Below are 14,476 nucleotides of genomic sequence, written 5' to 3'. Positions count from 1 at the left end.
AGGCAACAGGAGTACGACCCATGAAACCGTTCATCATGCGCTCCCTCGCCCTTGCGCCGGTCGTCGGCATGGTCCTGCTGACCGGCCTCGCGCCGGCTGCCAGCGCCCGCGCGGTCATGCCAATGGAGCATACCTACGGCACGGTGCATTTCGTGTCCGGCGGCATCGGCTCGGATGAATCGGCAGCCATGAAGCAGGCCGCATCGCGCTATGGGCTGGAGCTGGTGTTCGCCAAGCGCCAGCGCGGCAATGACGACTACCTGGCCTATGTGCCGGTCGTCATCCGCAACGCCGAAGGCCACGTCGTGCTCGACACCAGGTCACGCGGCCCCTACCTGCTCGCAAACCTGCCGGGCGGCACCTATACCGTGACCGCGACCGAACGCGGCATCGCCAAGCAGCAGACGGTGCATGTCGCTGCGGGAAACCACCAGAGCCTTGTCTTCGAGTGGTGAGATGACCGGCGGCGCGCGGCGCTATTCGGCCGCGCGCGCCGGCAGGGACGGCACCACGATCGCCTTCTTCGCGACCATGGCATCGATCTCGGCAGCCGAGTAGCCCAGTTCCCCCAGGATGGCGCGGCTGTGCTCGCCGACATGCGGCGCATGATGCCGGGCAGGATCCTCCCGCGCCGGCGGCAGCCCGGCGATGTTGGCAATCGGCATGGACGCAAACCCATCCTGCTTGATCCAGTCGACGGCGCCGGTTTCCTTGACGTGGGGGTGAGCGAGGTAGTCCTCGTAGTTGCTGACGCGCTCGCAGAACACCTCGTTGGGCTGCAGCAGCGCGATCCACTCCTCCGTGGTCCGGGCCGGCATGGTCTCGTTCAGCGCCTTGACGATCTTGGGCGCGTTCTTGATGCGGTTCTCGTGCGTCTGCAGGTCCGGATCGGCAGCGACGTCGGGCCGGCCGATCAGCTCGAACATCTTGCGGAAGTGATGCGGGCGCATGGCGCTCAGCATGATGTAGCCGTTGCTGGTCTTGTAGCTGCCGGCCGGCATGTAGAGGGGCTGCGGGTTGCCCTCCGTGTGCACCCACTCCATCAGCTTGGCGCCCTGCCAGGCGGCCGCGGCGCGCATCAGGCTCGAATCGATATGGCAGCCCTCGCCGAAGCGGAACTGGCGCAGGATCGCCGTCGACAGGGCCTGGAAGGTGTAGAGGCCCGTCGTCACGTCGACCGCGATCATACCCTGGCGCCAGGGCGTCCCGTCGGGCAGGCGGTTCATCACCATCATGCCGCTGAAGGCCTGAATCAGGCCGTCGACGGTCGGCCGCTTGCTGTAGGGCCCGGTCTGGCCGAAGCCCGACACCGAGCAGTAGATCACGCTGGGATTGATCTTCTTGATGGCCTCGTAGCCGAAGCCCAGGCGGGTGATGACGCCGGGCCGGAAGCTCTCGACGACCACCGCGGCCTTGGCCGCGATCTTGTTCACCGCCGCGATGGCGTCCGGCGCCTTCAGGTCGAGCGCCAGGGAGCGCTTGCCGCGATTGAAGGCGACCGAGTGCGCGCAGTGATCACCCTCGATCTTGCCCAGGCCGCGGCCCCAGTCACCCTCCAGCGGCTCGATCTTGATGACGTCGGCGCCGTGCAGGGCCAGCAATGTGGTGGCGTGCGGGCCGGCGACGCCTTGGCTGAAGTCGAGAACCGTGAGGCCGGAGAAGGCCTGGCGATCCGTCATGTCGGGCATCCATCCGTGGTGGCGCAATGAAGCCGTGGCTAAACCATTGCTCACCTGCCGTCCACCGCCGCCGCGCCCGGCGCCGTCAGGGGAGCCATGCGCCGCCGCCGCTATATCTGGTGGCTCGCCGCTCCCGTGACGATCGTCCGCGCGTCACGGGCGCCCCAGCGCATCGAGCACCGCATCGCCCATCGCCGCTGTCGACAGGTGGGGTTTTCCCGGGGCAGCGAGATCGGCCGTGCGCGCGCCGGCGGCCAGCACGGCGTCGACGGCGCGCTCGAGCCGGTCGGCCTCGTCGGCCATCTCCATCGTCTCGCGCAGGCACATGCCGAAGCTGAGGATCGCGGCCAGCGGGTTGGCGATGCCGCGCCCGGCGATGTCGGGCGCGCTGCCGTGGATCGGCTCGTAGAGGGCGCGCCGGCGGTTGCTGGCACCGCCGCGCGCCGACAGCGAGGCCGACGGCAGCATGCCCAGCGAGCCCGTGATCATGGCGCCGCAATCCGACAGCAGATCGCCGAACAGGTTGTCGGTGACGATGACGTCGAACTGCCGCGGCCAGCGGATCAGCTGCATGGCGCAGTTGTCCGCCAGCATGTGATGCAGCTCGATATCGGCATAGTCGGCATCGTGCACGCGCTGCACGATGCGCCGCCACATGGCGCCGGCTTCCATCACGTTGCTCTTGTCCACCGAGTGCACGCGCCCCGGCTTGCCGTCGGCGCGGCGGCGGCGCGCCAGCTCGAAGGCGAAGCGCGCCACCCGCTCGACCTCGTCGCTGGTGTAGACGTGCGTGTTGACGCCGCGCTCGCGCCCATCGGACAGCGTCTCCACGCCGCGCGGCTCCCCGAAATAGACGCCACCGGTCAGCTCGCGCACGAACACGAGGTCGACACCGTCGACGACCTCCCGTTTCAAGGTCGAGGCATCGAGCAGGCCGGGCACGGCGCGGATCGGTCGCAGGTTGGCGAACGTGTCCAGGTTCTTGCGCAGGCGCAGCAGGCTGCCTTTGCGGCGCTCGCTGGGCGGGATCCGGATCGCCTGGTCGAGCGAATCCATGGCCCCGAACAGGATCGCGTCGGCCGCCTCGATCTCGGCCCAGGTCTCGTCAGGCATCAGCGAGCCATGCGCCTGCCAGGACGCCAGGCCGAAATGCCGCTGTCGCAGGTCGATCGGCAGCGCCCGCCGATCGCGGAACCATTCGGCGACCCGGCGCACCTCGGCCATCACCTCGGGGCCGATGCCGTCGCCGGGCAGGATCAGCAGGCGGTAGCTGTTGCTGGAGCTGGACACAGTGGTTCTCCCGACGCGACGCTGTTGCTGGCTTTGATCGTTCCGCGGCTGGGTCAGACGGAAACGGTCTTGCCCTTGAAGGTGCAGATATCGGCAACGACGCAGACCGGGCAATTGGGCGCGCGCGCCCGGCAGACATAGCGGCCGTGCAGGATCAGCCAGTGATGGGCATGGCGCAGGAATTGCGGCGGCGTGCGCTTGAGCAGCTTGCGCTCCACCTCGAGCGGCGTCTTGCCTGGCGCCAGGCCGGTGCGGTTGCCGACCCGGAAGACATGGGTGTCCACGGCGATGGTGGGCTCGCCGAAAGCGATGTTGAGCACGACATTGGCGGTCTTGCGCCCGACGCCGGGCAGCGCCTCCAGCGCCTCACGGTCGTGCGGCACCTCGCCGCCATGGGAGTCGACCAGGATCCGGGACAGGCCGATGACGTTCTTGGCCTTGCCGCGATAGAGGCCGATGGTCTTGATGTATCCCGTGAGCCCCGCTTCGCCGAGCGCCAGCATCTGCTGCGGCGTCTTCACCTTGTCGAACAGCGGCCGCGTCGCCTTGTTGACGCCGGCATCGGTCGCCTGCGCCGACAGCACGACGGCCACGAGCAGCTGATAGACGTTATGATGCTCCAGCTCGCCCTTGGGCGCCGGGTCGCGTTCCTGCAGGCGCCGGTAGAATTCCTCGATCTGCGCCGGCTTGAGCTGGGCCATTCAGGTCTCTCCTCGCGGCCATCCGACGCAGCATCCCGCCCGTGGTCGTGCGACGTTTTGACGACTATGGTGTAGCGATGAGCGATGCGGTCGCACAAGCTGTCCATTTCAACGCCACGCTGGTGCCGCACAGGAGCCTGTCGCGGCGCGGCTTCCGGTGGCTGATCGGCGTGCTGCTGGCGGCCAACCTGCTGATCGGCCTGCCGGTCTTCCTGCTGGGCGCCTGGCCGGTGATCGGTTTCATGGGCCTGGACGTGGCCCTGGTGGTGGTGCTGTTCCGGCTCAACTACAAGAGCGGCCGCCTGACCGAGACGCTGAAGCTGACCGACAGCGCGCTGATCGTCACCCGCCTGGACCCCGAGGGGCTGGTGGAGGAGACCCGGCTGGACGCCTATTGGCTGCGGGTGGACATGGACGACCCGCCCGAGCACGAGAGCCGCCTGACCCTGATCTCGCGCGGCAACCGGCTGGTCGTCGGCCGCTTCCTGACGCCCGACGAGCGCCTGGAGGTGGCCAAGGCGCTGCGCGCCGCCGTCGCCCGCATCCGGACGCCGACCTACGATCACCGGTGGGAATGACAGGGAACGCCGGCATCTCGCCGGCACCGGCGCGAAGCGACGGGTCATGAGCCGGCTGGAAGCCGGCGCTCCCAGGGATCGGCAGCCGCCCTACCCCAGCCCCAGCACGTCCTTCATCGTGTAGAGCCCCGGCTTGCGGTCGAGCAGCCAGCGCGCCGCCTTGAGTGCGCCGTTGGCGTAGATCTCGCGGCTGAAGGCACGATGGGTCAGTTCCAGCCGCTCGCCGATCCCGGCATACATCACGGTATGGAAGCCCACCTCGTCGCCGCCGCGCAGGGTGGCGAAGCCGATCTCGCCACTGGGCCGCGCTCCGGTGTGGCCGTCACGGGTCTTGCGCCAGACCTCCTCCAGCTTGACGGTGCGGCCGGCTGCTGCGGCATGGCCCAGCGCCAGCGCCGTGCCCGATGGCGCGTCGATCTTGTGACGGTGGTGCATCTCCAGCACGTCGATGTCGTAGTCGGCATCGAGCAGGGCTGCGGTGCGCTCGACCAGCGCCAGCAGGACATTGACGCCCAGCGACATGTTGGCGGCCCACACGATCGCCACGCTGCCGGCAGCAGCCTCGATGCGCTTGGCCTGGTCCGGCGTCAGGCCCGTGGTGCCGATGACCAGGGCGCTGCCCTTGGCAGCCGCGATCTCGGCATGCGCAACCGTCGCGGCCGGAACCGTGAAGTCGATCGTCACCCGCCCCGCCGCGATGGCGGCACCGGCATCATCGGTGACCTTCACACCCAGCGCCTCGAGGCCGGCCTGCTCGCCTGCGTCCCGGCCCAGCGCCTTGCTGCCCGGCGCCTCCAGCGCCGCCGCCAGGACCGCGCCCGGCGTCTTGGCGACCTGACGGATCAGCATCTGGCCCATGCGGCCGCCCGCGCCGGTGATGGTGATGTTCATGCCCGATACTCCCCTTGCTGGTGGCGTTGTAGCGCAGAGCTAGGGCTCGATGCACGAGCACCCGACGACATGATCGTCGACCATGCCGGTGGCCTGCATGAAGGCGTAGCAGATGGTCGGGCCGACGAAGCGGAAGCCGAGCTTGAGCAGGGCCTTGGACATGGCCTCGCTCTGCGGCGTCTGCGCCGGCACCTGCTTGAGCGACCGCGGCCGGTTGATCCTGGGGCTGCCGCCGACAAAGGACCACAGGAACGCCACCGGATCCTCGCGCTCGGCGAGCGCCAGCCAGGCGCGCGCGTTGGTGACGCTGGCGTCGACCTTGCTGCGGTTGCGCACGATGCCGGGATCGGCCAGCAGCCGCTCGAGCTTCCTGGGCGTGTAGCGCGCGATCCTGGCCGGGTCGAAGCCGTCATAGACCTTGCGGTAGTGCGCCCGCTTGCGCAGCACGGTGATCCACGACAGGCCGGCCTGGCAGCCTTCGAGGATCAGAAGCTCGAAGAGTGCTTGCGGATCGCGGTGCGGCCGGCCCCATTCATCGTCGTGGTAGGGCAGGTAAAGCGGATCGTCGCTGACCCAGCCGCAGCGCGGCTTGCCATCCGCCAGGGTGATGATGTCTTGCTTCAAGGCCATGGCCGACGGTGGCGTGCCCGGTGGCGTCGGTCAACAGGACAGCGACCGTCATCCCGAGCGCAGCGAGGGATCTCCTGCGAATGGCGCACCCTGCGTCACCCGCGGAAGATCCCTCGCTGCGCTCGGGATGACGGTGGCTTGACGTCGGCGGCGCGCTCAGTCGCCGCCGAACATCTCCTTGACCTTGTTGAAGAAGCCCTCGGACTCGGGCGACGTGCCGTTGCCCTTGCCGGCTGCGTCGAACTCCTTGAGCAGCTCCTTCTGGCGCGCCGTCAGGTTCACCGGCGTCTCGACCACGGTCTCGATGTAGAGATCGCCCTTCTGGGTGGTGCGCAGGACCGGCATGCCCTTGCCGCGCAGGCGGAACTGATGGCCGGCCTGGGTGCCGGCCGGGATCGACACGCGTGCCATCTTGCCGTCGAGCGTCGGCACCTCGATCGAGCCGCCCAGGGCCGCCTGCACCATGCTGATCGGCACCCGGCACAGCAGGTCGGCGCCGTCGCGCTCGTACAGCCGGTGCTTGCGCACCGACAGGAAGACGTAGAGATCGCCCGGCGGGCCGCCGCGCGCGCCGGCCTCGCCCTCGCCCGCCAGCCGGATGCGGGTGCCGTCCTCGACACCCGACGGGATCTTGACGTTGAGCGTCTTGTCCTTGCGCACGCGGCCGGCGCCGTGACAGACGCGGCACGGCTTCTCGATCTTCTGGCCGGCACCGTGGCAGGTCGGGCAGGTGCGCTCGATGGTGAAGAAGCCCTGCTGCATGCGCACGCGGCCACGGCCCTGGCAGGTCGGGCAGTTGACCGGGCGCGACCCGGGCTCGGCACCGCTGCCATGGCAGGTGTCGCAGCTCACCGAGCTGGGCACGCGCACGCTGGCATCGCTGCCGGCGAAGGCCTCCTCGAGCGAGATCTCCAGGTTGTAGCGCAGGTCGTTGCCGCGTGCCGGTCCGGAGCTGCGCCCGCGGCCAGCCATGTCGCCGCCGCCGAACATCTGCTCGAAGATGTCGCTGAAATCGAAACCGCCGCCGCCGAACGGCCCGGCGCCCGGCCCGTTGGGGCCGGCGCCGCCTTCGAACGCAGCCGCGCCGTACCGGTCGTAGGCAGCGCGCTTCTGCTCATCCTTCAGGATGTCGTAGGCGTGGTTGATTTCCTTGAATTTCTTCTCAGCCGCCTTGTCGCCCGGATTGCGGTCCGGGTGATGCTGCATGGCGAGCTTGCGGTACGCCTTCTTGATCTCGTCCGCACTTGCGCTGCGCCCAACGCCAAGCAGTTCGTAGAAGTCCTGCGCCATGCGGCCTGTCCTCAGGCAACGGCTCGGCGGATGCCGTCGCGTCTCCTCCTAGAAGAAGTCCCGGCCCACCGCCCTTCAGCGGCTGTCGACCGCCTCGCCGGGAGGCGGTCAACATCGCAGGCAATGCGGGCCGGCAACGTCATACCGTTATTGCAGCGGTTCAGCCAGTGCCGCTCTTCTTCTTGTCCGTGACGTCCTCGAAATCGGCGTCAACCACCTTGTCGTCCTTGTTGGCTGGCTCGCCACCGGCGGCGCCCGCCGCCGCGGCACCTGCCGCTGACGCATCCGGCGGCGGCTGGGTCTTGTACATGGCCTCGCCGAGCTTCATGGCGGCCTGGGCCAGCGCATTCGTCTTGGACTTGATCTCCTCGACGTCCTCGCCGGTCATCACCGCCTTCAGCGCTTCGACCGCGCCCTCGATGGTCGCCTTGTCGGCGGCCGGCACCTTGTCGCCGTGCTCCTGCAGGTTTCTCTGTGTCGAGTGGACCAGGCCCTCGGCCTGATTGCGCGCGTCGATCAGCTCGCGCTTCTTCTTGTCCTCGGCGGCGTTGGCTTCCGCCTCCTTGATCATGCGCTGGATGTCGGCGTCGCTGAGGCCGCCCGAGGCCTGGATGCGGATCTGCTGCTCCTTGCCCGTGGCCTTGTCCTTGGCCGACACCTGCACGATGCCGTTGGCGTCGATGTCGAACGTGACCTCGACCTGCGGCATGCCGCGTGGCGCCGGAGGAATGCCGACCAGGTCGAACTGGCCCAGCAGCTTGTTGTGGGCCGCGATCTCGCGCTCGCCCTGGAAGACACGGATCGTCACGGCCGTCTGGTTGTCGTCGGCCGTCGAGAAGATCTGGCTCTTCTTGGTCGGGATCGTGGTGTTGCGGTCGATCAGGCGCGTGAAAACGCCGCCCAGCGTCTCGATGCCCAGCGACAGCGGGGTCACGTCGAGCAGCAGGACGTCCTTGACCTCACCCTTCAGCACCGCGCCCTGCACCGCCGCGCCGACCGCGACGACCTCGTCGGGGTTGACGTTGCGGGCCGGCTCCTTGCCGAAGAACGACTTCACCGTCTCGACGACCTTGGGCATGCGGATCATGCCGCCGACCAGAATCACCTCGTCGATCTGGCCGGCGCTGACGCCGGCGTCCTTGAGCGCCGCGCGGCACGGCTCGAGCGTGCGCTGCACGAGATCGTCGACCAGGGCCTCCAGCTTGGCGCGCGTCAGCTTCAGCACGAGGTGCTTCGGGCCCGAGGCGTCGGCGGTGATGAAGGGCAGGTTGATCTCGGTCTCCTTGCTGGTGGAGAGCTCGATCTTGGCCTTCTCGCCGGCTTCCTTCAGGCGCTGCAGCGCCAGCTTGTCGCCGCGCAGGTCGATGCCGTTGTCCTTTTTGAACTCGTCGGCCAGGTAGTCGATGATCCGCTTGTCGAAGTCCTCGCCGCCCAGGAACGTGTCGCCGTTGGTCGCCTTGACCTCGAAAACGCCGTCGCCGATCTCCAGGATGGAGATGTCGAAGGTGCCGCCACCCAGGTCATAGACGGCGATCAGGCCGGACTTCTTCTTGTCCATGCCGTAGGCGAGCGCCGCTGCGGTGGGCTCGTTGATGATGCGCAGCACGTCCAGGCCGGCGATCTTGCCGGCATCCTTGGTCGCCTGGCGCTGGGCGTCGTTGAAGTACGCCGGCACGGTGATCACGGCCTGCGTCACCGCGGAGCCGAGATAGGCCTCGGCCGTCTCCTTCATCTTGGCGAGGATGAAGGCGGAGATCTGGCTCGGGCTGTACTGCTGACCGTCGGCCTCGACCCAGGCGTCGCCGTTGGCGCCCTTGACGATCTTGAAGGGGACCATGGCGGCCTCCTTCTGGACCATCGGGTCCTCGAAACGGCGGCCGATCAGGCGCTTGACGGCATAAAGCGTCTTCATCGGATTGGTGACGGCCTGACGCTTGGCGGCCTGGCCGACCAGGCGCTCGCCGGAGTCGGCGAAGGCGACCATCGAGGGGGTGGTACGCGCACCCTCGGAATTCTCAATGACCCGGGTGTCGCCCCCTTCCATGACGGAGACGCACGAATTGGTCGTGCCCAGGTCGATACCAATAACTTTCGACATTGCCATGCCTCTCTCTTCTGCGGCGGGCCGGGCCGGCCCTGACGGCGCCGGGGCAGCCCCCTGGAGGTGGGATTATCGCCACACCGGGCGATAAACCCGTGTGTGACAAGGGCTATATAGGGTGCAACCGCGCCCCTGCAACGGGTCCGTTCGGAGGCCAGCCGGGCATTTTTGCCCGGCCAGGCGCCTGACTTGGGAGGCCCGGACGCCCATTATGCTCCGTCGGCATCCACGGCGGTGTTGGCCGGCTCAGGCTCGGCGGCGTGTGCGGGTGCAGTAGCGGGGCCGCCCTTGGCGACCACGACCATGGCGGCGCGCAACAGCCGGTCGTTCAGCGTGTAGCCGTCCATGAACACCTGCGCGACCGAGTTGTTGGGCCGCGAGGGGTCCTGGATCTCGCTCACCGCCTGGTGGAGCTGCGGATCGAAGGGCGCGCCCAGGGCTGCGATCTTCTTGATGCCGTTGCGCTCGAAGACGCTCTGCAGCTCGCGCTCCGTGGCCTGGACGCCGGCAGCGATGTTCTTCAGGCGGTCGTCCAGCCTCTGGTCCTGCGGCGGCATCGACGCCAGCGCACGGCCGAGATTGTCAGCGACGGACAGTAAATCCTTCGCAAAGCGCGACACCGCGAACTTGTGCGCCTCCTCGACGTCGAGCTTGGCACGACGGCGGGCGTTCTGCGCATCGGCAGCCGTGCGCATCCAGGTCTCGCGCGCCGTCGCGAGCTCAGCCTCGAGCTGCTCGATCCGCGCGCCGGCAGCAGCACGGATCACCTGGGCGGGATCGGCGGCGTCGCCTGGCACCTCGGGAATATCGAGGCTGCTGTCGTTCTCAGGCGCATTGGCAGCACCCGACTCGGCGCCGGATGGCTTGTTCTGCGCGGGGTTGGTCGGCATGGCGATCCTGATTGGCCTCATGTCTCGAAAACAGCGGCGGCGAGACCCAAGCCCCGCCGCATGCTCCGCACTTAGGGGCTGTGGTGCCCGGGGTCAAGCGGGTGCGGCCATGGCACTGCAAGCACTGCCAGCGCACCCGTCGGATACACCCCCCTGCCGGCAGGGCCAGCGCATGGCGCACCGCGGTGTTGATCGGGGCGATCAGCAGCGTCAAGGCCATGACGCGGGCACCGTGCCCGCAAGAGCCACGCTCCAGGTTTCTCAGCCCAGCAGCCGCCCCACCACCCGGGCCGTGTAGTCGACCATCGGCACGATGCGGGCGTAGTTGATCCGGGTCGGGCCGACGACGCCGACGGCGCCGACGATCCGTTCCTGGCTGTTACGGAACGGTGCCACGATCACCGAGCAGCCGGCATGTCCGAACAGCGGATTCTCGGCGCCGATGAAAATCTTCACGCCTTCGGCGTCGCCCGCCAGCTGGAGCAGGCGCATGAACGACTCGCCACGCTCCAGGGCATCGAACAGCCGGCGCACGTTCTCGAGGTCCTCCAGCGCCGTGACATCCTCCAGCAGCCGCGCCTGGCCGCGCACGATCAGCGCCGAGCCGGGCTCGCCGCTCCAGCGCGCCAGGCCCGCCTCGACGATGCGCTGCGTCAGGGCATCGAGCTCGGCCCGCTGCGCCAGCAGCTCCTCCTCGATGAGGCGGCGCGACTCTTCGATGCTGCGGCCGACGAGCCGGGCTGAGAGGTAGTTGGAGGCCTCGATCAGCGCCGATGGCGGCAATCCCAACGGCGTCTCGATGATGCGGTTCTCGACCGCGCCGTTCTCCGTCACGATCACCACGAGCGCGCGGCCGGGGCCCAGGTTGACGAATTCGATATGCTTCAGCGGCTGCTCGACACGCGGCGAGATGACCACGCCGGCGCAGCGCGACAGCCCCGACAGCAGGCTGGAGGCTTCGCTCAGCACGTCCTGCATGCTGCGGCCGACGGCGGCGCAGCGGCCGTCGATGCTGTCGCGCTCCTCCTGCGACAGGTTGCCGATCTCGAGCAGGCCATCGACGAACAGCCGCAGCCCGGCCTCGGTCGGCACCCGGCCGGCCGAGGTATGCGGCGCGAACAGCAGCCCGGCATCCTGCAGGTCGGCCATGACATTGCGGATCGTGGCCGGCGAAAGCTGCTCCGTCAGGCGGCGCGTCAGCGTGCGCGAGCCGACCGGCTCACCGCTCTCGACATAGGCTTCGACGATGCGCCTGAAGACCTCACGGGCCCGCTCGTTGAGTTCGGCGACAGGCGCGCCGGCGCCGGCCAGCGTGCGGGCGACAGCGCTCGGATCGCGCCGGGACGCGGCGGCCGGAGAGGGGTCGATGCGGGTGACGCGGCTCATCGCGGGCTGCACCTCCGATACCATCCAGAGTTAGGCCGTGGCCTGCCGGGCGTCAATGTGGGATCGTGCCCGGCCCGCGCCGGGCCAGGGATGGCGGGCGGGCGAAATAACAGTTGTCGACCGGGCGGGTTCCGGTGTTGGTGATGCCCGGACAACAGGAAAGAGACCATCATGCGCCCCTCCGGCCGCGCCCCCGATCAGCTGCGCCGTATCGAGCTCGTCCCCGGCTTCTCACGCCATGCCGAGGGATCATGCCTCGCCAAGTTCGGCGACACGCATGTGCTGTGCACGGCCAGCGTCGAGGACAAGGTGCCGTCCTTCCTGCGCAATTCCGGCCGCGGCTGGGTGACGGCGGAGTACGGCATGCTGCCGCGATCGACCCATACGCGCTCCGACCGCGAGGCGGCGCGCGGCAAGCAGTCGGGCCGCACCCAGGAGATTCAGCGGCTGATCGGCCGCGCGCTGCGGGCCGTGGTCGATCTGGAGGCGATGCCGGACACCACCATCAAGATCGACTGCGACGTGCTGCAGGCCGATGGCGGCACGCGGACCGCCAGCGTGACCGGCGCCTGGGTGGCGCTGCGCCAGGCCATCGACCGCCAGCGTCAGGCCGGCAAGCTGGCGCGCGACCCCATCACGGGCCAGGTCGCCGCCATCTCCTGCGGCATCCACGAGGGCGCGGCGGTGCTGGACCTCGATTACCCCGAGGATTCGGGCGCGCAGGCCGACGCCAACTTCGTGCTGACGGGCAGCGGCGGCATCGTGGAGGTGCAGGGCACGGCGGAGAAGGCGCCGTTCAGCGAAGCCGAGTTCCTGGCGCTGCTGACGCTGGCGCGCAAGGGCATCACCGAGCTTTGCGCCGCGCAGCGTGCGGCGCTCGGGCTGACGGCCTGAGCGGGCGGTGGATCATGGCTCGGCGCTTCAGCGGACCCAGGCTGGTCGTTGCGACCCACAATCGCGGCAAGGCAGCCGAGATCGGCCACCTGCTGGGAGATGCCGCGATCGATGTCGTCTCGGCCGCCGAGCTGGGGTTGGCGGCGCCGGAGGAGACCGGCGCCACGTTCGAGGACAACGCCACTCTGAAGGCACGGGCGGCGGCCCTGGAGGCCGGCCTGCCGGCGCTGGCCGACGATTCCGGCCTCTGCGTCGCGGCGCTCGACGGACAGCCCGGCGTCATCACGGCCGACTGGGAGGGCCCCACGCGCGACGCCATGGTGGGCATGGCACGTATCCAGCGCGAACTGACGGCGCGCGGGGTGCCGGAATCACCCGAGGCCCGGCGCGCCACCTTCGTCTGCGTGCTGGCGCTGGCGTGGCCGGACGGCCATTGCGAGCTGGTGCGGGGCGAGATGCCCGGGCACATCGTCTGGCCGCCGCGCGGCACGCAGGGACACGGCTACGACCCGACATTTCAGCCGCAGGGCTCGGCGCTCACCTGCGCCGAGATGGACCCCGCGGCCAAGAGCGCGATCAGCCATCGCGGCAACGCCTTCCGCAAGCTGATCGCCGCCTGCTTTTGATGAGCCAAGCGATCCGGTCGGGCCGCGCCGCTCCAGCGGCGCTCAGTGTCGAAGGTCGTATCCGTCCGGAACGTCGTTGCATGAGCGCCGCTGGAGCGGCGCGGCCCGACCCATGACTCATTTGCGGCGGTGCCCATGACATCGACCTCGCGCACGCCGTTGTTCGGCATCTATATGCACTGGCCGTTCTGCCGGTCGAAGTGCCCGTATTGCGACTTCAACAGCCATGTGCGCGATGCCGTCGATCAACGGCGCTGGCGCAATGCGCTGCAGGCCGAGCTCTGGCACTATGCGACACAGACGCCAGGCCGTGCCGTCACCAGCATCTTCTTCGGCGGCGGCACGCCCTCGCTGATGCCGCCGGAGACGGTCGCCGCCGTCATCGAGAGCATCCGCAACCTGTGGCCGGTGAGCCAGGACGTCGAGATCACGCTGGAGGCCAACCCCACCTCGGTCGAGGCCGCCCGGTTTGAGGCCTTGCGCGCGGCCGGCGTCAACCGTGTGTCGCTGGGCGTGCAGGCCTTCGACGCCCAGGCCTTGCGCTTTCTGGGCCGCGAGCACGACGTCGGCGAAGCGCTCGCGGCGCTGGCGCTGGCGCGCGATATCTTCCCCCGCCACTCCTTCGATCTGATCTATGCCCGCCCTGGCCAGACGGTCGATGCCTGGCATGCCGAGCTGGATCGGGCGCTGGGCTTCGTGCGCGACCATTTGTCGGTCTATCAGCTCACGATCGAGCGCGGCACGCGCTTCTGGCAGGATCACGCGCGCGGCCTGTTCGCGCTGCCGGACGAGGACACCCAGGCGGCTTTGTTCGAAGCAACCCAGATGCGGCTCGCCGATTCAGCCCTGCCGGCATACGAGATATCAAATCATGCCCGGAGCGGCGGGGCTTGCCGGCACAATCTCGCCTATTGGCGCTATGAGGACTATGTCGGCGTCGGCCCCGGCGCCCACGGCCGTGTGTCGTCTCCGGGTGGCGGCGACGCAAGCGCGCGCAAGCGTGCCACGCGCCAAGCCACCGGCCCTGAAGCCTGGCTCGAGCAGGTCGAAGCCCATGGCCATGCGACGGTGGAGGACACGATCGTCCAAGGCGCCGACCTTGTGGCCGAGGCGTTGATGATGGGCTTGCGCCTGACGGACGGGATCGACCGCATGGTCTTCCGCCGCGTGACCGGCGTCGATCCGGTGGCCGCGTGCGATGCCGATGCGCTGCATCGCCTGGTCGAGGGCGGCTTCCTGGCCATCAGCACGCAGACGCTGCGCGCCACCGCCCACGGCCGGCAGGTGCTCAACGCCGTGCTGGCGCGGCTGCTGGACGCGGTTCGCACCTCATCCCGAGCTTAGCGCTCTCGGCGCCACACATCTTCACTGTCATCCTTTCACTGTCATCCCGAGCGAAAGCGAGGGATCTCCCGCGAATGGAGCCTCGATCCTCAGGAGATCCCTCGCTTCGCTCGGGATGACAATGGGGGCGTATATGGCCACAAAAAAAGAGAGCGGGCCGCAGCCCGCTCTCCCTG

At 68.8% G+C, this 14,476-nt stretch carries 14 protein-coding genes; 5 read left to right on the top strand and 9 right to left on the bottom strand.

Going from position 1 to position 14,476, the window contains the following annotated elements:
- Positions 1-20: 20 nt before the first annotated feature.
- Positions 21-455 carry a carboxypeptidase-like regulatory domain-containing protein gene (locus FHP25_RS22855; protein WP_147849282.1) on the top strand — a complete coding sequence of 145 codons (435 nt, stop codon included), beginning with the start codon at positions 21-23 and terminating at the stop codon, positions 453-455.
- Positions 456-476: 21 nt separating this feature from the next.
- Here FHP25_RS22855 and FHP25_RS22850 read toward each other — a convergent pair whose 3' ends face one another.
- From FHP25_RS22850 to nth, 3 genes are all read right to left on the bottom strand, one after another.
- Entirely contained in the window at positions 477-1,679 is a 1,203-nt protein-coding gene (locus FHP25_RS22850; RefSeq protein WP_178133709.1) for a CaiB/BaiF CoA transferase family protein, read from the bottom strand.
- Positions 1,680-1,832: 153 nt separating this feature from the next.
- Positions 1,833-2,969, bottom strand: coding sequence for a 3-isopropylmalate dehydrogenase (leuB, locus tag FHP25_RS22845; protein WP_147849280.1), 1,137 nt, complete (start codon positions 2,967-2,969; stop codon positions 1,833-1,835).
- A gap of 53 nt (positions 2,970-3,022) precedes the next feature.
- The gene (gene nth / locus FHP25_RS22840) at positions 3,023-3,670 is read right to left on the bottom strand and encodes an endonuclease III (RefSeq protein WP_147849279.1); all 648 of its coding nucleotides are present in this window, start codon (positions 3,668-3,670) and stop codon (positions 3,023-3,025) included.
- Between the two features lie 77 nt (positions 3,671-3,747).
- Between nth and FHP25_RS22835 the strand changes: the two genes are divergently transcribed.
- Complete coding sequence (locus tag FHP25_RS22835) at positions 3,748-4,248, top strand: DUF2244 domain-containing protein (protein ID WP_147849278.1); 501 nt, start codon at positions 3,748-3,750, stop codon at positions 4,246-4,248.
- 90 nt (positions 4,249-4,338) lie between these two features.
- On the opposite strand, the gene dapB is transcribed toward FHP25_RS22835, so the two are convergent.
- From dapB to hrcA, 6 genes are all read right to left on the bottom strand, one after another.
- Complete coding sequence (gene dapB / locus FHP25_RS22830; RefSeq protein ID WP_147849277.1) at positions 4,339-5,139, bottom strand: 4-hydroxy-tetrahydrodipicolinate reductase; 801 nt, start codon at positions 5,137-5,139, stop codon at positions 4,339-4,341.
- A 39-nt stretch (positions 5,140-5,178) separates the two neighbouring features.
- Positions 5,179-5,769 carry a DNA-3-methyladenine glycosylase I gene (locus tag FHP25_RS22825; protein WP_147849276.1) on the bottom strand — a complete coding sequence of 197 codons (591 nt, stop codon included), beginning with the start codon at positions 5,767-5,769 and terminating at the stop codon, positions 5,179-5,181.
- A gap of 156 nt (positions 5,770-5,925) precedes the next feature.
- Positions 5,926-7,059 (bottom strand): molecular chaperone DnaJ, encoded by a 1,134-nt coding sequence (gene dnaJ / locus FHP25_RS22820; protein ID WP_147849275.1) that lies wholly within the window; start codon positions 7,057-7,059, stop codon positions 5,926-5,928.
- Positions 7,060-7,219: 160 nt separating this feature from the next.
- Complete coding sequence (gene dnaK, locus FHP25_RS22815) at positions 7,220-9,157, bottom strand: molecular chaperone DnaK (protein ID WP_147849274.1); 1,938 nt, start codon at positions 9,155-9,157, stop codon at positions 7,220-7,222.
- A 212-nt stretch (positions 9,158-9,369) separates the two neighbouring features.
- Entirely contained in the window at positions 9,370-10,050 is a 681-nt protein-coding gene (gene grpE, locus FHP25_RS22810) for a nucleotide exchange factor GrpE (RefSeq protein ID WP_178133708.1), read from the bottom strand.
- A 261-nt stretch (positions 10,051-10,311) separates the two neighbouring features.
- Positions 10,312-11,436: a heat-inducible transcriptional repressor HrcA gene (gene hrcA / locus FHP25_RS22805; protein ID WP_147849272.1), complete on the bottom strand. Its 1,125-nt coding sequence runs from the start codon at positions 11,434-11,436 to the stop codon at positions 10,312-10,314.
- A gap of 171 nt (positions 11,437-11,607) precedes the next feature.
- On the opposite strand from hrcA, the gene rph reads away from it, so the two are divergent.
- The 3 genes from rph to hemW all read left to right on the top strand — a co-directional run bounded on the left by rph (position 11,608) and on the right by hemW (position 14,300).
- The gene (rph, locus tag FHP25_RS22800; RefSeq protein WP_147849271.1) at positions 11,608-12,330 is read left to right on the top strand and encodes a ribonuclease PH; all 723 of its coding nucleotides are present in this window, start codon (positions 11,608-11,610) and stop codon (positions 12,328-12,330) included.
- 14 nt (positions 12,331-12,344) lie between these two features.
- The gene (locus FHP25_RS22795; protein ID WP_147849270.1) at positions 12,345-12,956 is read left to right on the top strand and encodes a non-canonical purine NTP pyrophosphatase; all 612 of its coding nucleotides are present in this window, start codon (positions 12,345-12,347) and stop codon (positions 12,954-12,956) included.
- A gap of 135 nt (positions 12,957-13,091) precedes the next feature.
- Positions 13,092-14,300, top strand: a complete 1,209-nt coding sequence (hemW, locus tag FHP25_RS22790; protein ID WP_147849269.1) for a radical SAM family heme chaperone HemW — start codon at positions 13,092-13,094, stop codon at positions 14,298-14,300.
- Positions 14,301-14,476 lie beyond the last annotated feature (176 nt).

It is taken from the genome of Vineibacter terrae, assembly GCF_008039615.1.
GTDB lineage: Bacteria > Pseudomonadota > Alphaproteobacteria > Reyranellales > Reyranellaceae > Vineibacter > Vineibacter terrae.
This window is presented reverse-complemented; position numbering and strand designations above follow the sequence as displayed.